Annotated in this window: 22 protein-coding genes and 2 tRNA genes; all 24 read left to right on the forward strand. The window is 65.0% G+C overall.

The features are described 5' to 3' along the window. Positions 1-37: 37 nt before the first annotated feature. The 24 genes from rlmE (at position 38) to rimP (ending at position 22,523) form a co-directional block, all read left to right on the forward strand. The gene (gene rlmE, locus F787_RS0103760; protein WP_018869969.1) at positions 38-664 is read left to right on the forward strand and encodes a 23S rRNA (uridine(2552)-2'-O)-methyltransferase RlmE; all 627 of its coding nucleotides are present in this window, start codon (positions 38-40) and stop codon (positions 662-664) included. 58 nt (positions 665-722) lie between these two features. Continuing rightward, positions 723-2,681, forward strand: coding sequence for an ATP-dependent zinc metalloprotease FtsH (ftsH, locus tag F787_RS0103765; protein ID WP_028491353.1), 1,959 nt, complete (start codon positions 723-725; stop codon positions 2,679-2,681). A gap of 117 nt (positions 2,682-2,798) precedes the next feature. After that, complete coding sequence (gene folP, locus F787_RS0103770; protein WP_028491354.1) at positions 2,799-3,686, forward strand: dihydropteroate synthase; 888 nt, start codon at positions 2,799-2,801, stop codon at positions 3,684-3,686. Positions 3,687-3,697: 11 nt separating this feature from the next. Further along, positions 3,698-5,038 carry a phosphoglucosamine mutase gene (gene glmM, locus F787_RS0103775; RefSeq protein ID WP_018869966.1) on the forward strand — a complete coding sequence of 447 codons (1,341 nt, stop codon included), beginning with the start codon at positions 3,698-3,700 and terminating at the stop codon, positions 5,036-5,038. 120 nt (positions 5,039-5,158) lie between these two features. Next, complete coding sequence (gene tpiA / locus F787_RS0103780; protein WP_028491355.1) at positions 5,159-5,923, forward strand: triose-phosphate isomerase; 765 nt, start codon at positions 5,159-5,161, stop codon at positions 5,921-5,923. Then, entirely contained in the window at positions 5,920-6,306 is a 387-nt protein-coding gene (gene secG, locus F787_RS0103785; protein ID WP_018946359.1) for a preprotein translocase subunit SecG, read from the forward strand. The genes tpiA and secG overlap by 4 nt, the downstream gene beginning before the upstream one ends. An 18-nt stretch (positions 6,307-6,324) precedes the next feature. Next, positions 6,325-6,409, forward strand: a tRNA-Leu gene (locus F787_RS0103790). 266 nt (positions 6,410-6,675) lie between these two features. Then, a complete protein-coding gene (locus tag F787_RS0103795) occupies positions 6,676-7,032 on the forward strand; it encodes an NADH-quinone oxidoreductase subunit A (protein ID WP_018869963.1) in 357 nt (118 codons plus the stop codon). Then, the gene (locus F787_RS0103800; RefSeq protein ID WP_018869962.1) at positions 7,023-7,499 is read left to right on the forward strand and encodes an NADH-quinone oxidoreductase subunit B family protein; all 477 of its coding nucleotides are present in this window, start codon (positions 7,023-7,025) and stop codon (positions 7,497-7,499) included. Before F787_RS0103795 ends, F787_RS0103800 begins: the two co-directional genes overlap by 10 nt. Positions 7,500-7,516: 17 nt before the next feature. Further along, the gene (locus F787_RS0103805) at positions 7,517-8,242 is read left to right on the forward strand and encodes an NADH-quinone oxidoreductase subunit C (RefSeq protein ID WP_028491356.1); all 726 of its coding nucleotides are present in this window, start codon (positions 7,517-7,519) and stop codon (positions 8,240-8,242) included. Then, positions 8,235-9,488, forward strand: a complete 1,254-nt coding sequence (locus F787_RS0103810; protein ID WP_019021195.1) for an NADH-quinone oxidoreductase subunit D — start codon at positions 8,235-8,237, stop codon at positions 9,486-9,488. Before F787_RS0103805 ends, F787_RS0103810 begins: the two co-directional genes overlap by 8 nt. Next, positions 9,488-10,018 (forward strand): NAD(P)H-dependent oxidoreductase subunit E, encoded by a 531-nt coding sequence (gene nuoE / locus F787_RS0103815; RefSeq protein ID WP_019569082.1) that lies wholly within the window; start codon positions 9,488-9,490, stop codon positions 10,016-10,018. The genes F787_RS0103810 and nuoE overlap by 1 nt, the downstream gene beginning before the upstream one ends. A gap of 4 nt (positions 10,019-10,022) precedes the next feature. Further along, the gene (gene nuoF, locus F787_RS0103820; protein WP_019021193.1) at positions 10,023-11,303 is read left to right on the forward strand and encodes an NADH-quinone oxidoreductase subunit NuoF; all 1,281 of its coding nucleotides are present in this window, start codon (positions 10,023-10,025) and stop codon (positions 11,301-11,303) included. 34 nt (positions 11,304-11,337) lie between these two features. Beyond that, entirely contained in the window at positions 11,338-13,743 is a 2,406-nt protein-coding gene (gene nuoG, locus F787_RS0103825) for an NADH-quinone oxidoreductase subunit NuoG (protein WP_028491357.1), read from the forward strand. Positions 13,744-13,757: 14 nt separating this feature from the next. Next, on the forward strand, positions 13,758-14,822 hold the full coding sequence (gene nuoH, locus F787_RS0103830) for an NADH-quinone oxidoreductase subunit NuoH (RefSeq protein WP_019021191.1): 1,065 nt from the start codon (positions 13,758-13,760) through the stop codon (positions 14,820-14,822). Positions 14,823-14,832: 10 nt separating this feature from the next. After that, the gene (gene nuoI / locus F787_RS0103835) at positions 14,833-15,321 is read left to right on the forward strand and encodes an NADH-quinone oxidoreductase subunit NuoI (protein ID WP_018869955.1); all 489 of its coding nucleotides are present in this window, start codon (positions 14,833-14,835) and stop codon (positions 15,319-15,321) included. A gap of 14 nt (positions 15,322-15,335) precedes the next feature. After that, positions 15,336-15,974, forward strand: a complete 639-nt coding sequence (locus F787_RS0103840) for an NADH-quinone oxidoreductase subunit J (RefSeq protein WP_028491358.1) — start codon at positions 15,336-15,338, stop codon at positions 15,972-15,974. 73 nt (positions 15,975-16,047) lie between these two features. Next, a complete protein-coding gene (gene nuoK, locus F787_RS0103845) occupies positions 16,048-16,353 on the forward strand; it encodes an NADH-quinone oxidoreductase subunit NuoK (RefSeq protein ID WP_018869953.1) in 306 nt (101 codons plus the stop codon). A 6-nt stretch (positions 16,354-16,359) separates the two neighbouring features. Continuing rightward, positions 16,360-18,354, forward strand: a complete 1,995-nt coding sequence (gene nuoL, locus F787_RS0103850) for an NADH-quinone oxidoreductase subunit L (protein ID WP_028491359.1) — start codon at positions 16,360-16,362, stop codon at positions 18,352-18,354. 52 nt (positions 18,355-18,406) lie between these two features. After that, positions 18,407-19,921: an NADH-quinone oxidoreductase subunit M gene (locus tag F787_RS0103855; protein WP_018869951.1), complete on the forward strand. Its 1,515-nt coding sequence runs from the start codon at positions 18,407-18,409 to the stop codon at positions 19,919-19,921. Between the two features lie 13 nt (positions 19,922-19,934). Further along, positions 19,935-21,383, forward strand: coding sequence for an NADH-quinone oxidoreductase subunit NuoN (gene nuoN, locus F787_RS0103860; protein ID WP_019569077.1), 1,449 nt, complete (start codon positions 19,935-19,937; stop codon positions 21,381-21,383). Between the two features lie 18 nt (positions 21,384-21,401). Continuing rightward, entirely contained in the window at positions 21,402-21,746 is a 345-nt protein-coding gene (locus F787_RS0103865; RefSeq protein ID WP_018869949.1) for a DUF2818 family protein, read from the forward strand. 55 nt (positions 21,747-21,801) lie between these two features. Next, positions 21,802-21,878 (forward strand) — tRNA-Met (locus F787_RS0103870). Positions 21,879-22,052: 174 nt separating this feature from the next. Beyond that, positions 22,053-22,523: a ribosome maturation factor RimP gene (gene rimP, locus F787_RS0103875; protein ID WP_018869948.1), complete on the forward strand. Its 471-nt coding sequence runs from the start codon at positions 22,053-22,055 to the stop codon at positions 22,521-22,523. Positions 22,524-22,534: the final 11 nt, after the last annotated feature.

Raw genomic sequence — 22,534 nt, forward strand, 5'->3', positions numbered from 1 at the left:
AGCACGCCGCCGCCGGCACGAAACCGGGGGACGGGGGATGCCTAAGCGCAGTCGCTCCAGTCAGCGCTGGCTGAAGGAGCATTTCGATGACCCGTACGTGCAGCGCGCGCAGCAGGAAGGGTATCGCGGTCGCGCGGTCTTCAAGCTGGAAGAGCTGGACCAGCGCGACCGTCTCCTGCGGCCCGGGATGCGCGTGGTGGATCTGGGGGCGGCTCCCGGCGGCTGGACCCAGTACGCGGCCGGTCGCATCGGGCGCAAGGGCGTGCTGGTCGCCTCCGACATCCTGCCGATGGACCCGGTCCCCGGCGCGGAGGTCGTGACCGGGGATTTCCGCGAGGACGAAGTGCTGGACCGCATCCTCGAGACCCTGGGCGGCGAGGGTGCGGATCTTGTGCTTTCCGACATGGCCCCCAATCTTACCGGTACGGATGCCGTTGACCAGCCGCGTTCGATCCATCTGTGCGAGCTGGCGCTGGATCTGGCGCTGCGCGTGCTGAAACCGAATGGCGCGTTTCTGGTCAAGCTGTTCCAGGGGGAAGGCTCGGATGCCTACCTTGCGGAGCTGCGCCGGTGTTTCGCACAGGTGAAGGTGCGCAAGCCGAAGGCGTCGCGGCCCCGCTCACGCGAAGTGTATGTATTGGCGCGGAACCCACGGGATGTGTAACGATCCATTAGTATTCACGGATACGCGTTCGGCCCAGCACAGCTTTTGAGGTGTCGTTTTGAATGGCCTGGTAAAGAATCTGATCATCTGGGCGGTGATTGCCGTCGTCCTGATGTCCATCTTCAACAATTTCGCGCCCGATCCCGAGCAGCAGGCGACGCGCAGCATCACCTACTCGGAGTTCATCCAGCAGGTGCAGAGCGGTCGCGTGGACAGCGTCACCATCGAAGGTGACAAGATCACCGGGCAGATGGCCGACGGGGAGCGCTTCTCCACCGTCAACCCGAACGATTCGGGGCTGATCGGCGATCTCCTCAACCATAACGTGGAGATCAACGCCGAGGAGGAGGCCGAGCGCGGCCTGTTGATGAGCATCCTCATCAGCTGGTTCCCGATCCTGCTGCTGATCGCCGTGTGGATCTACTTCATGCGGCAGATGCAGGGCGGCGGTGCCGGCGGCAAGGGGGCGATGTCGTTCGGCAAGTCCAAGGCCAAGCTGATGTCCGAGGACCAGGTGAAGGTGACCTTCTCCGACGTGGCCGGCTGTGACGAGGCCAAGGACGAGGTCGTGGAGCTGGTCGATTTCCTCAAGGATCCGGGCAAGTTCCAGAAGCTCGGCGGGCAGATCCCGCGCGGCGTGCTGATGGTGGGCTCTCCGGGTACCGGGAAGACCCTGCTGGCGAAGGCCATCGCGGGCGAGGCCAAGGTGCCGTTCTACAGCATCTCCGGCTCCGACTTCGTCGAGATGTTCGTGGGGGTCGGCGCCTCGCGCGTGCGCGACATGTTCGCCGAGGCCAAGAAAAACGCCCCGTGCATCATCTTCATCGACGAGCTGGACGCCGTCGGTCGTCAGCGCGGTGGCGGCATGGGCGGCGGCGGTCACGACGAGCGCGAGCAGACCCTCAACCAGCTGCTGGTCGAGATGGATGGCTTCGAGGGCACCGAGGGCGTGATCGTGATCGCCGCGACCAACCGTCCCGACGTGCTGGACCAGGCGCTGCTGCGTCCGGGCCGCTTCGACCGTCAGGTGGTGGTGCCGCCGCCGGACGTGCGCGGTCGCGAGCAGATCCTCAACGTGCACATGAAGAAGACGCCGATCGCGGAAGACGTGAACCCGCACAAGATCGCGCGCGGTACGCCGGGCTTCTCCGGTGCGGACCTGGCCAACCTGGTCAACGAGGCGGCGCTGTTCGCTGCCCGCGCCGGCAAGCGCCTGGTGGACATGAGCGACTTCGAGCGCGCCAAGGACAAGATCATGATGGGCGCCGAACGCCGCTCCATGGTGATGTCCGAGGACGAGAAGAAGCTGACCGCCTATCACGAGGCCGGGCATGCGATCGTGGGCCTGACCGTCCCCGAGCACGACCCGGTGTACAAGGTCAGCATCATCCCGCGCGGCCGCGCGCTGGGCGTGACCATGTTCCTGCCCGAGGAGGACCGCTACAGCCATTCGCGGACCAAGCTGGAGAGTCAGATCGCCAGCCTGTTCGGCGGGCGCCTGGCCGAGGTGATCATCTTCGGCGAGAAATCGGTCACCACGGGGGCATCCAACGACATCGAGAAGGCCTCGCAGATCGCCCGCAACATGGTGACCAAGTGGGGGCTGTCGGAGAAGCTGGGGCCGCTGGACTACGGCGAGGACGAGCAGCAGTCGTTCCTCGGCCCGCAGATGGGCAAGCCCAAGCAGATGTCCGACGAGACCGCCAATGCGATCGACGAGGAGGTGCGCAAGATCATCGATACCCATTACGATCATGCGCGTCAGATCCTGCTCGACAACCTCGACAAGCTGCATGCGATGGCCGGCGCACTGATGAAGTACGAGACCATCGACGACAAGCAGATCGAGGACATCATGGCCGGTCGCGAGCCGCGTGAACCCGCCGACTGGAACGACGGCACCTCCGGCGGGGGCGATGCCGGCAGCCCGGCGGGTGACGGCGAGGGTGAGGAAGGCGCCGACGACTCGCGGGACAGTGACCGCGGCGTGGTCGGAGGGCCGGCACCTCAGTCCTGACCCGCCCGAGGGCCCGTCGTCGCGTGGCGGCGGGCATGACCGTTGCGCACCCCGGCCGCCGTGACCCCGTCGCGGCGGCCTTTCTGTTGGTGTCTTCCGCCATTCCAGGGACGACTGATGACCGCTACAAATGCAAGCCCCGTGCTGCTGCAGGGACCGGCCGGTCCGCTGCCTCTCGATCGCCCGCGGGTGATGGGCATCCTCAACGTGACGCCGGATTCCTTCTCGGACGGTGGCGCCCATGATCGCGTGGATCGGGCGGTGGCCCGTGCGCGGCAGATGCAGGACGAGGGCGCGGATCTGATCGACGTGGGCGGGGAATCCACCCGCCCGGGGGCCGAACCGGTTTCGCTGGCGGAAGAACGGCGCCGCGTGCTGCCGGTGCTGGAGGCGCTGGGGGCGGAGGTTTCCCTGCCGGTCTCGGTCGATACCATGAAGCCGGAGATCATGCGCGACGCGGTGGCCGCGGGCGCGGCCATGCTCAACGACGTGAATGCCTTCCGCCGTCCGGGCGCCGAGAAGGAGGCGGTGGTGGCCGCCCGGGAGCGCGGCGTGGCCCTGTGCGTGATGCACATGCAGGGTGAGCCGCAGTCGATGCAGCATGCACCGCACTACGAGGACGTCACCGCCGAGGTGCGGGCGTTCCTCGACGCACGCTGCAGTGCACTGCAGGACGCGGGGGTACCGCCGGACCGCCTGGTGGTGGATCCGGGCTTCGGTTTCGGCAAGACGCTGGAACACAATCTCGAGCTGTTCCGCCATCTCCCGGACCTGGTCGGTGATGGTCGGCCGGTGCTGGTCGGGGTCTCGCGCAAGTCGATGATCGGGGCCCTGCTGGGACAGCGGCCGGTGACGGAGCGTGGCAGCGGGAGCGTGGCCGCGGCGCTGCTCGCCGCGCAGCAGGGGGCGCGCATCCTGCGTGTGCACGACGTCGCGGCCACGGCGGACGCCCTCGCGATATACTCCGCGCTGGATCCCCGCGGTACTGACGGGGTCATGTCTTAGGGAGGAACCGCATGGGACGTTATTTCGGGACCGACGGCATCCGCGGGCGAACCGGCGAATGGCCGATGACGCCGGAGTTTGCCCTGCGCCTGGGCTACGCCGTGGGCGAGATCCTGGGCGAGAACGGACATGCCCAGGGGCCGGTGCTGGTCGGCAAGGATACCCGGGTCTCCGGCTACATGTTCGAATCGGCGCTGGAGGCGGGCCTGTCGGCGGCCGGGCTCGACGTGGCCCTGCTGGGCCCGATGCCCACGCCGGCCATCGCCTATCTGACCCGGACCTTCCGTGCGACTGCGGGGGTGGTGATCAGCGCCTCGCACAACCCGTTCAATGACAACGGGTTCAAGTTTTTCACCCCGGAGGGCGACAAGCTGCCCGACGCGGTGGAGGCCGCGATCGAGGCGCGCCTCGACGAACCCGCGCAGGCCATCGACGGCCGGCGTCTGGGCAAGGCCGTACGCATCTCCGACGCGGCCGGGCGCTACGTCGAATTCTGCAAGAGCGCCATCCCCGCGCGATCCGAACTGCGCGGCATGCGCATCGTGCTCGACTGCGCGCACGGGGCGACCTACAACGTCGCGCCGCATGTGTTCGAGGAGCTCGGGGCGGAGGTCGAACTGACCGGTGCCGCGCCCGATGGCTACAACATCAATGAGGGCGTAGGGGCGCTGCACCCCGAGCGCCTGGCCGAACGCGTGCGGGCCGCGGGCGCCGATCTGGGCATCGCCCTGGATGGTGACGGCGATCGCGTGATCCTGGTCGACGCTGCGGGGCAGATCGTGGACGGGGACCGCATCCTCGGGATCCTCGCCCTGGAACGCCTGCGCCAGGGCACGCTGGGCGGGGGTGTCGTCGGTACCCAGATGACCAACCTCGGCCTGGAGAACGCGCTGGCCGAAGCCGGCATCCCCTTCGTACGCGCGCGGGTCGGGGACCGTTATGTCCTCGAAGAGCTGCGTCGCCACCGATGGCTGCTGGGCGGGGAGGGATCCGGACACATCGTCTGTCTGGACCACACGACCACCGGCGACGGTACCGTAGCCGGCCTGCAGATCGCCCATTTGATGCATCGGACCGGGCGCTCCCTGGCGGACCTGGCCGCGGCGATCCCGCAGTTCCCGCAGGCACTCGTCAACGTGCGTCTGGATGCGGGGGCAGGCGAGCGTCTGGAAGCGCCGCCGGTACGCGCTGCCGTGGCCGAAGTGGAATCGGAGCTGGGGCGCCGCGGGCGTGTGCTGCTGCGACCGTCGGGCACGGAACCCCTGATCCGCGTGATGGTCGAGGCGGAAGACGCGGGCGCCACGCAGGCCGCCGCGGAACGGATTGCGGACGCCATCCGCGCGGTCGCCTGACGCACGCCACCCGGTGCGCATCACGCGGCGCCCGGGTGGTCGGTTGATTTGCCGGGAACGCGCCGGTAACATCCCGCCGCTCAATCATGGAACCCGGGTCACCGCAGGAGGAACCACCGCATGCGCAAGCCGCTGGTCGCCGGAAACTGGAAAATGAACGGCTCCCGCGACGCCAATCGCGAGCTGCTGTCCGCGCTCCGTTCGGAGCTGGACGGACTGACCGGCGTCGAGCTGGCCGTGTGCCCGCCTGCGGTCTACCTGCCCGAAGTCGTCGAGGCCCTGGCCGACAGCCCGATTGAGGTCGGGGGGCAGGACTGCTCCGATCAGGCTTCCGGCGCATACACCGGCGAGGTCGCCGCGTCCATGCTCAAGGATGTGGGCTGCCGTTACGTGATCGTGGGGCACTCCGAACGTCGCGAACGCCAGGCCGAGGACAGCGCCTGGGTCGCGGCCAAGTATCAGGCGGCCCTGGCCGCCGGCGTGACCCCGATCCTGTGCGTGGGCGAGCAGAAGGAAGAGCGCGAAGCCGGCCGCACCGAAGCGGTGGTGGGCGAGCAGCTCGATGCCGTGCTGGACGCCGCCGGGGTCGAATCGCTGGACCGCGCCGTGATCGCCTACGAGCCGGTCTGGGCGATCGGCACCGGCCTGACGGCCACCCCGGAGCAGGCGGCCGAGGTGCATGCGTTCATCCGTAACCGGGTCGCGGGCCGCGATCCGCGCGTGGCTGCCGACCTGCGCATCCTGTATGGCGGGTCGATGAAGGCCGACAACGCCGCCGGGCTGCTGGCGCACGATGACATCGATGGCGGCCTGGTGGGCGGAGCCTCGCTGGATGCCGCGAATTTCGCCGGGATTGCACGGGCCGCGACCGGGGCGGGCGAATGATCTACGGGATCCTCCTGGTCGTTCAGGTGGTGGTGTCGATCTCCATCATCGCGCTGGTGTTGATGCAGCACGGCAAGGGCGCCGATGCCGGGGCTGCATTTGGCAGCGGGGCCTCGGCCACCGTGTTCGGTGCCCAGGGGTCGGCCAACTTCCTGAGCCGCGCCACGGCCTTTCTGGCCGCGGTGTTTTTCATCAACGGGCTGGCGCTGGCCTATATCGCCGCGTCGGAACCCGAGGCGCGCAGCCTTATGGATGAACCGACGCCCGAAGAGGCGGTCGAGGACGATATCCCGATCGGGGATGTCCCGGGCATGGCGCCGGATGATTCCCCTGCCGACGAGCCGGCCGATCCGCCCTCGCGGCCACAGGACGTGCCACAATAGAGCTTCAGTCAGGAATACGCAGATGTGGTGGAATTGGTAGACACGCTATCTTGAGGGGGTAGTGGCGCAAGCCGTGTGGGTTCGAGTCCCACCATCTGCACCATTTTTCAGGGAAGGTTCCGTCCGGAGCACCGGGCGGAACCTTTTTATTGTAAAGCCTTTATAAACAGTAACTTGGCTTTCTATGTGAGCTTGACACCGTTTTCCGGCTTCACCTAGACTGCCTCACCGGTGAGCGCACCGGCCCGATCGCCCGAGGGCCGCGGCCCCGGCGCATTCACCCAGCAACGCTGAACCGCCCATGGTCCGGCCCTCCTGTTCGGCCGACCCGTGGACCTGCCCGCCCGAGGCGGCGTACGGGAGAGAGACATGCTGGAAGGATATCTGCCCATCCTGCTGTTCATTGCAGTAGGCATCGTGATCGGCATCGTGCCGCTGGTGATCGGCATGGCCGTGGGGCCCCGCAAGGCGGATGCCGCCAAGGATTCGCCGTATGAATGCGGCTTCGAGGCGTTCGAGGATTCGCGCCTCAAGTTCGACGTTCGGTTCTATCTGGTCGCCATCCTTTTCATCATCTTCGATCTCGAGATCGCCTTTCTGTTTCCCTGGGCCGTCTCCCTCGATGCCGTAGGCCTGTTCGGGCTTCTTGCGATGGCGCTGTTTCTGCTGATTCTGGTAGTCGGCTTTGTCTACGAATGGAAGAAGGGGGCGCTGGAATGGGAATAGAAGGCGTTCTGGAAAAGGGCTACGTCACCACCTCGGCTGACAAGCTCATCAACTGGGCCCGCACCGGCTCCCTGTGGCCGATGACCTTCGGTCTGGCCTGCTGTGCGGTGGAGATGATGCACACGGGCGCCGCGCGCTACGACATGGACCGGTTCGGGGTGGTGTTCCGCCCGAGTCCGCGCCAGTCCGACGTGATGATCGTGGCGGGGACGCTGGTCAACAAGATGGCACCGGCGCTGCGCAAGGTGTACGACCAGATGTCCGAACCGCGCTGGGTGATCTCCATGGGCTCCTGTGCCAACGGCGGTGGCTACTACCACTATTCGTATGCCGTGGTTCGGGGTTGCGACCGCATCGTGCCGGTGGATATCTACGTGCCCGGCTGTCCGCCGACGGCCGAGGCACTGCTTTACGGCATCATTCAGCTTCAGAACAAGATCCGGCGCACGAACACGATCGCGCGCTGAGCGACCCGGGGTGGCAGATGGCTGAACAACAGACCTGGATTGACGTACTGCGCGCGAAGCTGGGCGAACGCCTGGACGGAGTGCGGGTGGTCAACGGCGAGGCAACCATTGAAGTACCGGTGGACGCCTGGCGCGAGATCGCCGGGACCCTGCGCGACGACGAGGATTTCGGATTCGAAATCCTGATCGACCTGTGCGGCGTGGACTATCTCGAGTACGGCCAGACCGAATGGGCTACCGATGATGCCTCCAGTGAGGGCTTCAGTCGCGGCGTCCAGCCCGCCACCTCCGGCCGGTTCACGTTCGATGATGCGCCCGGTGAGTCGCGCTGGGACGGCCCGCGTTTCGCCGTGGTGGTCCATCTGCTGTCGGTGCAGAACAATCGTCGCCTGCGCATGCGTGCCTGGCTGCCGGATGACGAATTCCCGGAGCTGGAGTCGCTGGTGGACGTCTGGGCGTCGGCCAACTGGTTCGAACGCGAGGCCTTCGATCTGTTCGGGATCCTGTTCTCGGGGCATCCGGACCTGCGTCGTATCCTGACCGACTACGGTTTTGTCGGCCATCCGTTCCGCAAGGACTTCCCTCTGATCGGGCACGTAGAGATGCGCTACGACACCGAGCAGGCTCGCGTGGTGTACCAGCCGGTGACTATCGAGCCGCGCGTGCTGGTGCCGAAGGTGATCCGCGACGACCATCGCTACACCGATGGCGACGCGCCGGCGGAAGGAGCCGATCATGCCTGAGATTCGCAATTTCACCCTGAACTTCGGCCCCCAGCATCCGTCCGCGCACGGGGTGCTGCGACTGGTGCTGGAGATGGACGGCGAGGTGGTGCAGCGCGCCGATCCGCATATCGGTCTGCTGCATCGGGGGACCGAGAAGCTCGCCGAGAGCAAGCCGTACAACCAGTCGATCGGCTACATGGATCGTCTGGACTACGTGTCCATGATGTGCAACGAGCACGGTTACGTGCTCGCCATGGAGCGTCTGCTCGGTATCGAGGCGCCGCTGCGGGCGCAGTACATCCGGGTGATGTTCGACGAGATCACCCGCATCCTGAATCACCTGATGTGGCTGGGCGCGCACGCCCTGGACATCGGCGCGATGACGGTGTTCCTGTACGCGTTCCGCGAGCGCGAGGACCTGATGGACTGCTACGAGGCGGTCTCCGGCGCGCGCATGCACGCCACTTACTACCGGCCCGGCGGGGTCGCCCGCGACCTGCCCGGCACGATGCCGAAATACCAGCCCTCGGCCTGGAAGTCGCAGGAAACGGTCGACGAGCTGAATGCCAATCGGCAGGGCTCGCTGCTGGACTTCATCGAGTCGTTCACCGAACGGTTCCCCGGGTGCGTGGACGAATACGAGACCCTGCTGACCGACAACCGTATCTGGAAACAGCGTACGGTCGGTATCGGCGTGGTGGATGCCGACCGGGCGAAGCAGCTCGGATTCACCGGGCCGATGCTGCGCGGATCCGGGGTGGAATGGGATCTGCGCAAGAAGCAGCCCTACGAGGTCTATGACCAGCTGGATTTCGACATCCCGATCGGCGTCAACGGCGACTGCTATGACCGTTACCTGGTACGCATGGAAGAAATGCGCCAGTCCAACCGCATCATTCGGCAGTGCGTCGACTGGTTGCGCAGGAACCCCGGTCCGGTGCTGCTGGAGGATCACAAGATCACGCCGCCGAAGCGCGAAGAGATGAAGGCGGACATGGAGTCGCTGATCCATCACTTCAAGCTGTTTACCGAAGGGATGTGCCTGCCGGAGGGCGAAGCCTACGCCGGCATCGAGCATCCCAAGGGCGAGTTCGGCTGCTATCTGGTGTCGGATGGCGCCAACAAACCGTATCGCCTCAAGGTGCGCCCGCCGGGCTTTGTCCACCTTTCCGCCCTGGACGAGATGGCGCGCGGCCACATGCTGGCCGACGTCGTGGCCATTATCGGAACCCAGGATATCGTCTTCGGGGAGATTGATCGCTGATGGCTGCCGAACCCAAACCCGTTGCCTTTCACAAGCCGGCCGCGCACAAGGTCGACCTGAGCGACCACGAGCGCGAGGAGATCGATCACTGGCTGGCCCGCTATCCCGAGGACCAGAAGCGCTCGGCGGTACTCGCCGCACTGCGGGTGGTCCAGCATGAGGACGGCTATGTCTCCACCGCGAAGATGGACGCGGTTGCCGACTACCTCGGGCTGCCGGCCATCGCCGTTTACGAGGTGGGTTCGTTCTATTCCATGTTCGAGCTCGAGCCGGTGGGCAAGCACACCATTGCGGTGTGCAACAACATCTCCTGCAGTCTGCGCGGCTCGGCCGGGATTATCGAACATCTGGAGAACCGGCTCGGCATCACCCTGGGCGAAACCACGCCCGACGGGAAGTTCTACCTGAAGAAGGAAGAAGAATGCCTCGCCGCCTGTTGCGGGGCTCCGATGATGCAGGTGAACCATGTCTATTACGAGAATCTGACGCCGGAGCGCGTGGACGAGATTCTCGACGGCCTGGAGTCCTGAAGCGATGGCCAACCAGATCTGTTTTGCGACCCGCTACCTGGACAACCCGTCGTCGCTCGAGACCTATCGCAGCGTCGGCGGCTACCAGGCGCTGGAAAAGGTGTTCGGCGGCAAGATGGCCGCGGAAGACGTGATCGAGGAGGTCAAGACCTCCAACCTCCGCGGCCGCGGTGGCGCGGGGTTCCCGACCGGGATGAAATGGTCGTTCATGCCGCGCAATTCCCCGGGCCAGAAATACATTGTCTGCAACTCGGACGAATCCGAGCCCGGTACCTGCAAGGATCGCGAGATCCTGATGTACAACCCGCATGCGCTGATCGAAGGAATGGCGATCGCCGGTTACGCGATCGGCGCAACCGTGGGATACAACTACATGCGCGGCGAGTTCATGGACGAGGTCAATACGCGCTTCGAGGCCGCCCTGAAGGAGGCCTACGAGGCCGGCTACCTCGGGCGTGACATCCTTGGCTCGGGTGTGGACTTCGATCTGTATCCGACGCTGGGCGCGGGCGCCTATATCTGCGGCGAGGAAACCGCGCTGCTGGAGTCGCTCGAGGGCAAGAAGGGGCAGCCGCGCTTCAAACCGCCATTCCCCGCGAATTTCGGGGTCTACGGGAAGCCGACGACGGTCAACAATACCGAGTCGCTCGCCTCCATCCCGTCGATCATTCGTAATGGCGGCCAGTGGTTCGCGGACCTGGGCGTGCCCAAATCGGGCGGCGAGAAACTGTTCTCGGTGTCCGGACACGTCAACAAACCCGGCAACTTCGAAGTGCCCCTGGGCATGCCGTTTCGCGAGCTGCTGGAGATGGCCGGTGGCGTGCTCGATGGCCGCCAGCTCAAGGCGGTGATCCCGGGCGGCTCGTCCGTGCCGGTGGTGCCGGGCGACACGATGCTGCAGACCAACATGGACTACGACTCCATTACCCAGGCCGGATCCATGCTCGGCTCCGGTGCGGTGATCGTGATGGACGAGACCACCGACATGGTGAAGGCGCTGCAGACCATCGCGCGCTTCTACTATTCCGAATCCTGCGGTCAGTGCACGCCGTGCCGCGAAGGCACCGGCTGGCTGTACCGCATGCTGACCCGCATCGTCGAAGGGAAGGGTCGTCCCGAGGACCTGGAACGCCTGGACGACGTCGCGAGCAAGATCGAAGGGCACACCATCTGCGCCCTCGGGGATGCCGCCGCGATGCCGGTGCGCAGTTTCGTGAAGCATTTCCGTCACGAATTCGAACACTACATCCAGCACGGCCGGAGCCCGGTGGCCAGCGCCGCCTGATCGCCCCGTCGCGCACACGCAGCAGGAATCGAACATGAGTCAGGATCAGCCACAGGATCTGGTCACCGTCGAGATCGACGGGCAGACCTTGCAGGCGCCCAAGGGCACCATGCTCATCGAGGTTGCGGACGAGGCCGATATCCGGATTCCGCGCTTCTGCTATCACAAGAAACTGTCCGTGGCCGCCAATTGCCGGATGTGCCTGGTGGAGGTCGAGCGAGCGCCCAAGCCGCTGCCGGCCTGTGCCACGCCGGTGATGGACGGCATGAAGGTGTACACGCAGTCGCCCCTCGCGATTTCCGCGCAGAAGGGCACGATGGAATTCCTGCTGATCAATCACCCGCTGGATTGCCCGATCTGTGATCAGGGCGGCGAGTGTGAACTGCAGGACGTGGCCATGGGGTATGGCGAGTCCGTTTCGCAATACACCGAAGCCAAGCGGGTCGTGCACGACAAGGATATCGGTCCGCTGATCGAGACCGAGATGACCCGCTGCATTCACTGCACCCGCTGCGTGCGCTTTGGCGAGGAGATCGCGGGCGTACGCGAACTGGGGGCGACGGGGCGCGGCGAAGACATGCGGATCGGTACCTATGTCGAGAAGACCGTCGCGCACGAGCTCTCCGGGAACGTGATCGATCTGTGTCCGGTGGGCGCGCTCACCGCCAAGCCGTCGCGCTACGGCGCACGCGCCTGGGAATACGCCCAGGCCCCCAGTATCGCCCCGCACGACGCGGTGGGTTCCAACATTGCCGCCCATACCTATGACGGGCGCGTGATGCGGGTGGTCCCGCGCGACAACGAAGCAGTCAACGAGACCTGGATCTCGGATCGGGATCGTTTCTCCTACGCGGGGCTGTATGCCGAGGACCGCGTGACCACTCCGCGCATCAAGCGCGCCGGACAGTGGCAGGACGTGGACTGGGAGACCGCCCTGCAGCATGCGGTTGAAGGCCTGCGCAAGGTGGCCCCGGAGCGGATCGGCGGGCTGTTTTCCCCGTCGCTGTCGCTGGAGGAACACTACCTCGGCCAGAAACTGCTGCGCGGGCTGGGCGTGCGTGACATCGACCACCGCATGAGCCAGCAGGATTTCCGCGACGACGACGCCGCGCCCCTGTTCCCCTGGCTGGGCAGTCCGATCGCCGATCTGGACCGCGCTGATGCGATCCTGCTGGTCGGCACCAATCCGCGGCGCGAGCAGCCGCTGCTGGCGCATCGCCTGCGCAAGGCGGCGCTCAACAACGATGCCCGGGTCACGCTGGTGCATAACCAGCTGCTGGACCTGACCTACCCGGTGGCGGCCCAGCTGGTCGGCAACGAGCACGACCAGGTCATGGCCCTGGCCGGGATCGCCGGCCGCATCGCGGCCGCCGGCGAGGGCCTGCCCCCGCGCCTCGAGAAGATTGTGAAGGCCGCCGAGAGCGACGATCCGGACACCCGCGAAGCGTTCGAGCGGGCGGCGCGCTCGCTGCTGGACGGCGAACAGGGCCACGTGCTGCTGGGTGCCGACGCGATGGCCAGCCCGGCGTTTGCGACCCTGCGGGCCCTGGCCGGCTGGATCGCCCGCCATACCGGCGCCCGTCTCGGGTACATGTCCGAGGGCGCGAATGCTGCCGGTGCCTGGCTGGCCGGGGTGCTGCCGCATCGCGGCGTGGCCGGTCAGGAGCCGGAGGTCGGCGGATGCCCGGCGCCGCAGATGCTGACCGAAGGCCGCGACGCGTTCGTCGTTGCCGGGCTCGAACCCGGCCGTGACGGGCATGATCCGGTCGCTTTCCAGCAGGCACTGCGCGACGCGGGTTTCGTGGTCGCACTGACCGCGTTTGCCGACCCCGAATTGCAGGCATCGGCCGATGTTCTGCTGCCGGTCGCGACCAGCTTCGAATCTTCCGGGACCTTCGTGAATGCGGAAGGACGCTGGCAGAGCTTCCGCGCGGCGAGCCGCGCCCCGGGCGAGGCCCGTCCCGGCTGGAAGGTCTGGCGCGTCCTGGGCAACCTGTTCGGGCAGAAGGGCTTCGATTACCTCGATTCGCCCGCGGTGCGCGACGAGCTGAAGGGCCTGCTCGCGGATGTCAGCTTCGACAACACGGTCAACCTGAACCGGGTGCACGTCGAGGAGCCGGAAATCGCTGACCCGGGCAAACGGGGCTTGCGGCGCATGGCCTCGCGTTCGCTGTACGCCGGCGATGCGCTCGTGCGTCGCGCCGAACCGCTGCAGCGCAGCCCCGAAGGTCAGCTCGCGAACGCGGTGCAGGTTCACCCCGACTCGGCCGGCGGGATCCCCGACGGCAGTCGCGTCCGCGTGCAGCAGGGCCGGGCCGAGGCCGAACTGACGCTTGTGCTTGACGATTCCGTACCGCCGGGCCTGGCCATCACCCTCACCGGTGGTGCCGCCGCCCCGCTTGGTGCCCCGGGCGAGCCGGTGACGCTCGCACGCGCCTGACAAGGGACTGAACCATGTTCGACTGGATTCTCAACCTGTTCCATTCGCTGCCGACGGTGATGCAGATCCTGATCGCCATCCAGCTGATCATCATCCCGTTGATGCTGGGGGTCGCCTATCTGACCTTTGCCGAGCGCAAGATCATCGGCTATATCCAGGTGCGCGTCGGGCCCAATCGCGTGGGGCCGCGCGGTTGGCTGCAGCCGATCGCGGACGGGCTCAAGCTCCTGCTGAAGGAGGTGATCGTCCCGTCGAATGCCAATCGCTTCCTGTTTCTCAGCGCCCCGGTGCTGACCATCGCACCGGCGCTGGCGGCCTGGGCCGTGATTCCTTTCTTCGAGGGCGGGGCGCTGGCCGACGTGAACGCGGGTCTTCTGTACCTGCTGGCGCTGACCTCGCTGGGCGCCTACGGGATCATCATCGCCGGCTGGGCCTCCAACTCGAAGTATGCGCTGATGGGCTCGCTGCGGTCGGCCGCCCAGCTGGTGTCCTACGAGATCGCGATGGGTTTCGCGCTGGTGGGCGTGCTGATGGCGGCGGGCTCGATGAACGTCGGCGAGATCGTCCAGGCCCAGTCGGGCAGCATCTACCACTGGTTCCTGCTGCCGTTGCTGCCGTTGTTCTTCGTGTTCTTCATTTCCGGGGTCGCCGAGACCAACCGTGCGCCTTTCGACGTGGCCGAAGGGGAATCCGAGATTGTTGCCGGCTTCCACGTGGAGTACTCCGGGATGGCCTTCGCGGTGTTCTTCCTTGCCGAATACGCGAACATGATCCTGGTATCCGCACTGACGGCCGTCCTGTTCCTGGGGGGCTGGCTGTCGCCGTTCCAGGGCATCCTGCCGGCAGCAATGTTTGACTGGCCGGTGCTGGGCACCCTGCTGGGTGACGGTCTGCACTGGTTCCTGATCAAGACGGCGCTGTTCCTGTTCATCTTCCTGTGGCTACGTGCCACCTTCCCGCGCTATCGCTATGACCAGATCATGCGCCTGGGCTGGAAGGTGCTGATCCCGGTCACCATCGTATGGCTGTTCGTGCTGGGCGCGTTCGTCGCGTTCGACGTCGGCCCGTGGTTCGCGTAAGGAGTTCGCCATGAAATCCGTGCGTCATTTCTTCAAGAGCTTCCTGTTCTTCGAGCTGCTTCTCGGCATGCGGCTGACCGGTCGGTACCTGTTCCGGCGCAAATTCACCGTGCAGTACCCGGACGAGAAGACCCCGATGTCGCCGCGTTTCCGCGGATTGCACGCGCTGCGCCGCTACCCCAACGGGGAAGAACGCTGCATCGCCTGCAAGCTGTGCGAGGCGGTGTGCCCGGCGCTGGCGATCACCATCCATTCGGAGGAGCGCGAGGACGGGACGCGGCGCACTTCGCGCTACGACATCGACCTGTTCAAGTGCATCTTCTGCGGATTCTGTGAAGAGGCCTGCCCGGTCGATTCCATCGTCGAGACGCACATCTTCGAATACCACTTCGAGAATCGGGGCGAGCAGATCATGACCAAGGACAAGCTCCTGGCGATCGGCGATCGCTTCGAGAAGGAGATCGCCGAAGCGCGCGCGATCGACGCCCCGTACCGGTAATCAGGGACGCAACGATGACCTTCGAGCTCTTATTGTTCTATGTTTTTGGCGCGATCCTGCTGGGCGCGGCGCTGGCGATGATCAGCGTGCGCAACCCGGTGCATGCCGCGCTGTTTCTGGTGGTCTGTTTCGTGTCCGCAGCGGCACTCTGGCTGATGGCGGAGGCCGAGTTCCTCGGTCTGGTGCTGGTGCTGGTTTACGTGGGAGCGGTGATGGTGCTGTTCCTGTTCGTGGTGATGATGCTCGACATCAACATGGCGAAACTGCGCGAGGGTTTCAGTGAATACCTGCCGGTGGGCCTGGTGGTCGCCGCGGCCATGGCCACCGTGCTGGTCCTGGTGATCACGCGTTACATCACCATGGAAGCCCCCGAGCGGGCCGGGCCCGAATATGCGAACACCGAGGCATTGGGCGCGATCCTGTACACCGAATACGTGTACTCGTTCGAGGTTGCCGCCGTGATCCTGCTGGTGGCGATCATCGCGGCGATCTCCCTGACCATGCGGCGGCGGCCGGACAACAAGCGGATCGATCCGGCGCGCCAGATCGAGGTCTCGCGCGAGGGACGCGTGCGCATGGTGTCAATGAAGTCCGAAGACAAGGCGCGTGACAGCCGCGGGGCGGAACGCGACGACGACCCGAACCAGGAATGACGCCGGCGCGCGCCGGTGCCTAACCACCGCGGGGCGGGCTTGTCCGTCCCCCAAAGGAATTCAGGGCCAGACAATGATTACGCTAGAGCACTACCTGGTGCTGGCCGCGCTGCTGTTTTCGATCAGCGTGGCCGGGATCTTCCTGAACCGAAAGAACGTGATCGTGCTGCTGATGTGCATCGAGCTGATGCTGCTGGCGGTGAACATCAACTTCATTGCCTTCTCGTTCTTCCTGCAGGATCTGGCCGGGCAGGTCTTCGTGTTCTTCATCCTCACCGTCGCCGCGGCCGAGGCCGCGATCGGGCTGGCCATCCTGGTGTTGCTGTTCCGTAACCGCGGAACGATCAACGTCCAGGATCTGGACGAAATGAAAGGATAACGGGCCATGGATACGATCTATCTCCTTATTGTCCTGGCGCCACTGGCGGGCGCGATCGTCGCTGGCCTGTTCGGGCGTCAGATCGGCCGGGTGGGCGCGCACAGCGTGACCATCGCCGGGGTGGCCATCTCGTTCCTCCTTTCCGTGGTGGTGTTCTATCAGCACGTGTTTGGCGGAGCGGGGGTGTACAACGAGTCGGTGTACACCTGGCTGGTTTCGGACGGCATCCGTTTCGAGGTCGGATTCCTGGTCGATAACCTGACCGCGATGATGATGCTGGTCGTGACCTTCGTGTCGCTGATGGTGCACATCTACACCATTGGCTACATGCAGGACGACCCGGGCTACCAGCGCTTCTTCGCGTATATCTCGCTGTTCACCTTTTCCATGCTGATGCTGGTGATGGCGAACAACTTCATGCAGCTGTTCTTCGGCTGGGAGGCCGTGGGGCTGGTCTCCTACCTCCTGATCGGCTTCTGGTACAAGCGCCCGACCGCGACCTACGCGAACATGAAGGCGTTCATCGTCAACCGCGTGGGCGACTTCGGTTTCCTGATCGGGATTGCGGCGCTGGTGTTCTACACCGGCAGCCTTAACTACACCGAGGTCTTTGCGGAAGGCCAGGCGATGAGTGAGGCGACCATCACCATCTGGCCGGGGTGGACCTTCGGCCTGCTGGATCTGGCGCTGATCTTCCTGTTCATCGGCGCGATGGGCAAGTCCGCGCAGGTGCCACTGCACGTGTGGCTGCCGGATTCGATGGAAGGCCCGACCCCGATCTCGGCGCTGATCCACGCCGCGACCATGGTCACCGCGGGCATCTTCATGGTGGCGCGCATGTCGCCGCTGTACGAGTTCTCGGTGCCGGCCCTGTCGTTCATCCTGATCATCGGCGCGATCACGGCCTTCTTCATGGGTCTGATCGGCCTGGTGCAGAACGACATCAAGCGCGTAGTCGCGTATTCCACGCTGTCGCAGCTCGGATACATGACCGTGGCCCTGGGGGCCTCGGCCTACGCCGCCGGCGTGTTCCATCTGATGACCCACGCGTTCTTCAAGGCGCTGCTGTTCCTGGCCGCCGGCTCGGTGATCATCGCGATGCACCACCTGCAGGATATGCGCGCGATGGGCGGGTTGCGCCGGCATATGCCGATCACCTACGTGACCGCGCTCATCGGTTCCCTGGCGCTGATCGGGTTCCCGTTCTTCTCCGGGTTCTTCTCCAAGGACGCGATCATCGAGGCGGTCGGGTATTCGGAGATCCCGGGGGCGACCTTTGCCTACTGGATGGTGCTGCTGGGCGTGTTCGTGACCGCGCTGTACACCTTCCGCATGTTCTTCATGGTGTTCCACGGGGAGGAACGCTACGACCAGGCGCATCACTACATGCCCGACCACGGGGATGGCGAGGACCACCATCACCATGGCACGCCGCATCCGCACGAGACCCCGTGGGTGGTCACCCTGCCGCTGATCCTGCTGGCGATCCCGTCGGTGGTGGCCGGCTACTTCATCGGCCCGATGCTGGTTGGCGATTTCTTCGCCAATTCGATCTTCGTCAGCGAGGCGAAGGACGTGCTGGCGCAGAAGGGCGAGAGCTATACCGGGGTGTTCGGGTTCGTGCTGCACGGGCTCGTGGCGCCGGCGTTCTGGTTCGCGATGGCCGGACTGGCGACCGCCTGGTACCTCTACATCAAACGGCCGGATCTGCCGGCCGTGATCGCAGACCGTCTGCGGCCGGGCGTGCGCATCCTCGAGGACAAGTACGGGTTTGACCGCTTCAACGACTGGTTCTTCGCCGGTGGTACGCGGCGCCTCGGGCGCTGGCTGTGGCGCTATGGCGACGCGATGATCATTGACGGCTGGCTGGTCAACGGCGCCGCGCGTTCGGTGGGCTGGGTGTCGGCCCGGGTGCGCCATGTGCAGTCCGGCTTCCTCTATCACTATGCATTCGTGATGATCATCGGGCTGCTGGTCCTGATGTTCGCCTACGTGATCTGAGGGGTTTCGACGATGACCGCTGCGAAGCCCACCGCTGTTTCAAGGAACGACCATGTTTGCTGACTGGCCCATTCTGAGTCTGTTGATCTGGCTGCCGATCCTCGGTGGCTTCCTGACGCTTGCCGCCGGGCGTGACGCGCCGGTGGTGGCCCGGCGCCTGGGCCTCAGCGTGGCCGTGGCCACTTTCGTGGCAAGCCTGCCGCTGTGGTTCATGTTCGAGCGCGGCACCGCGGAGATGCAGTTCCAGGAGGTGGCCTCCTGGATCCCGGCGTTCAACGTGAACTATCACCTCGGGGTCGACGGCATCTCCATGCCCCTGATCCTCCTGACCACGCTGATCACGGTGGTCGTGGTCATCGCCGCATGGGAGTCGGTGAAGGATCGTATCGCCTACTACCTCGCCGCGATGCTGGTCATGGAAGGACTGATGATCGGCATGTTCGCGGCGATGGACGCGGTGCTGTTCTACGTGTTCTTCGAGGCGATGCTGATCCCCATGTTCCTTGTCATCGGGATCTGGGGCGGGCCGCGCCGCGTGTACGCGACGATCAAGTTCTTCCTCTACACCTTCCTCGGGTCGGTGTTCATGCTGGTCGCACTGATCTGGATGTACATCCAGTCCGGCAGCTTCCTGATCCAGGACTTCCATGCGCTGCAGATCGGGATGACCGCGCAGATACTGATCTTCCTCGCGTTCTTCCTGGCGTTTGCGGTCAAGATCCCGATGTTCCCGGTGCATACCTGGCTGCCGGATGCGCACGTCGAGGCGCCGACGGGGGGTTCGGTGATCCTGGCGGCCATCATGCTGAAGATCGGCGGCTACGGCTTCCTGCGTTTCTCGCTGCCGATCACGCCGGATGCGTCCGCGGTGCTGGACACGCTGATGATCGTGCTGTCGCTGATCGCGGTGGTGTACATCGGGGTGGTGGCACTGATCCAGAGCGACATGAAGAAGCTGATCGCGTACTCGTCGATCGCCCACATGGGCTTCGTGACTCTGGGCTTCTTCCTGGCGTTCTACATCTACTCGAATACCGGCGACTGGCAGGGCGCGTCGCTGGGTATCGCCGGCGGCATGGTGCAGATGATCTCGCACGGCTTCATCTCTGCGGCGATGTTCCTCGCGGTGGGCGTGCTTTACGACCGGCTGCACAGTCGGCAGATCGCGGATTATGGCGGCGTCGTCAACACCATGCCGTGGTTCGCCGCGTTCTTTGTGCTGTTCGCGATGGCCAATACCGGTCTGCCGGGCACCTCGGGCTTCGTGGGTGAATTCATGGTGATCCTGGCTGCCTTCAAGGCTGATTTCTGGATTGCCTTCCTCGCCGCGACCACGCTGATCCTGGCGGCGGGGTACACCCTGTGGCTGGTCAAGCGCGTGATCTTTGGCACCGTGGCCAACGAGAACGTGGCCGGCCTGTCCGATATGAACCGGCGCGAATTCTTCCTGATGGGGCTGCTGGCGTTTTTCACGCTGCTGCTGGGCGTGTGGCCGGCACCGCTGCTGGAAGTGATGAACGCGACCATCGACAACCTCGTGGCGCATATCGCGCACTCGAAGCTCTGAACGGACGCCTGACATGAATTTCGAGATTCCTGCCTTTCTGCCCGCCGTTCCCGAGATGTTCGTCCTCGGGATGGCGTGCTTCATCCTGATACTGGATGCGTTCCTGCCGGATTCGCGCCGCGACATCACCTACGGCCTGGTGCAGGCGACGCTCGCGGGAGCCGCGGTGCTGACGCTGTGGCTGGCCGGTCCGGAAGTGGTGCTGACCTTCAGCGACAGCTTCATCAAGGACCCGATGAGCGACGTGCTGAAACTGGCGGTGTACGTTACGAGCTTCTTCGTCTTCCTCTACTCGCGGCCGTATCTGATGGCGCGCGACATCCACAAGGGGGAGTTCTACATCCTCGGGCTGTTCGCGGTCCTGGGGATGATGATCATGATCTCGGGGCATAATCTGCTGACCCTGTACCTGGGCCTGGAACTGCTGTCGCTGTCCTCGTATGCGCTGGTGGCGTTCTGGCGCGACAACACCCGGGCCAGCGAAGCCGCGATGAAGTACTTCGTGCTGGGGGCGCTGGCGTCCGGGCTGCTGTTGTACGGCATGTCCATGATCTACGGCATGACCGGCTCGCTGGATATCGCGGTGATCGCCTCCGAACTGACGACGGCCGACGAGGCTCTGAACGTCCCGCTGGTGTTCGGTCTGGTGTTCCTGGTGGTGGCGATCGCGTTCAAGCTGGGGGCGGTGCCGTTCCACATGTGGGTGCCCGACGTCTATGACGGGGCGCCGACGGCGGTGACGCTGTTCATCGCGACCGCTCCGAAGATCGCGGCCTTCGCGTTCCTGATGCGGCTGCTGGTCGAGGGCATGGGACCGATGCATGCCGACTGGCAGGGCATGCTCATCATCCTGACCGTGCTGTCGCTGGCGGTGGGCAACGTGATTGCGATCGCGCAGACCAGCATCAAGCGCATGTTCGCGTATTCGACCATCGCGCATGTCGGGTTCCTGTTCATGGGGATCCTCGCGGGGACCGATTCGGGCTACGCCTCGGCGATGTTCTACGTGATCGTGTATGCACTCACGGCGGCCGGCGGGTTCGGCATGATCGTGTTCCTGTCGCGCCGGGGTTACGAGGCCGATCGCCTGGACGACTTCGCCGGGCTGGCGAAACGCAACCCGTGGTTCGCGTTCATCATGCTCCTGCTGCTGTTCTCCATGGCCGGGGTTCCGCCGACCGTCGGTTTCTATGCCAAGCTGGCCGTGATTCAGGCGGCCGTGGGTGCGGGCCTGGTCTGGCTGGGTGTGCTGGCGGTGATCTTCAGCATCATCGGGGCGTTCTATTACCTGCGGGTGGTGAAGATCATGTTCTTCGACGAACCGAAGGAGGAAGCCAGCGAACCGGTGCAGCCGTCGGGCGCGCTGGCCACGGCGCTGAGCATCAACGGACTGGCGGTGCTGTTGCTGGGAATTTTTCCGGGCCTTCTGCTGTCCGTTACCCACTACGCCATCGCTGGCTGATCCGACCCGGAGGATGTCTTGAATCAACTGGTCCCGTTTGAAGTCCTGGTCTGGGGGTTTGTGGCGTTTGCCTTCGTGGCCGCCAACCTTCCGTGGCTGACCGATCGCATCGCACTGATGTTTCTGCCGGCGAGCGGGAGCAAGGGAGGCTGGACCCGGGTGTTCGAATGGCTGGTGCTGTTCCTGCTGGTGGGGCTGATCGGCAAGGGTCTCGAGCATCAGGCGACGGGCAGTGTTCATGCCCAGGGCTGGGAGTTCTACGTGATCGGGCTGTCGATGTTTGCGGTGTTCGCGATCCCCGGGTTCATCTGGCGGCATGATCTTCGCCCGCATCTGCGGCAGCGGGCGCGCCGTTCGCGGTGATTTCGATCGGGGCTTGCAAGCCGGCCCACGGCTTGGTAGAGTACGTTTTCTCGGATGCGGGGTGGAGCAGTCTGGCAGCTCGTCGGGCTCATAACCCGAAGGTCGCAGGTTCAAATCCTGCCCCCGCTACCAGTTTTCGAAAAGGCCCCTTCGCGGGGCCTTTTTCTTGGGGCCGCGCTCCCGCGCGCCGACAGGCTTCGAGCTGCAGCCTGTTTCCATGACGGAAGGTGTAAAGGGGCGTTCAACGCCCTTTTTTTGTTTCCGGGCTCCGTGCACCGGTGCAGTGGAATCGAGGTCGACAGACATTTGTCCGAGCAGGTTGAACAACTGAAGGCGCTACTGGGACCCGTGGTCGAAGGCCAGGGTTGTGAACTCTGGGGTATCGAACACCATGCGGGTTCGAAGCCGCAGATGCTGCGCATCTATATTGATCGTTCGACCGGCGTGTCCGTGGATGACTGTGCGCGCGTCAGCGAGCAGGTCAGCGCGGTCCTCGATGTGGAAGAGCCGATCCGCGCGGACTACACGCTCGAGGTGTCCAGTCCGGGCATCGAACGTCCCCTGTTTACTCCCGATCAGTTCCGCGATTACGTCGGTCGTGCGGTCAAGGTACGTCTGACCTGGCCGGAACACGGGCGGCGGAACTACCGCGGGCAGCTGTTGTCCGCGGACGACACCATGATCGAGGTGGCGGTCGATGGCACGGCCTACGAGCTGCCGCTGGCCGCGATTCACAATGCGCGCGTGCTGGAAGAAGACCCGGGGACGCAATCATGAACAACCTGATG

The organism is Thioalkalivibrio sp. ALE19 (assembly GCF_000428605.1).
Lineage (GTDB): Bacteria > Pseudomonadota > Gammaproteobacteria > Ectothiorhodospirales > Ectothiorhodospiraceae > Thioalkalivibrio.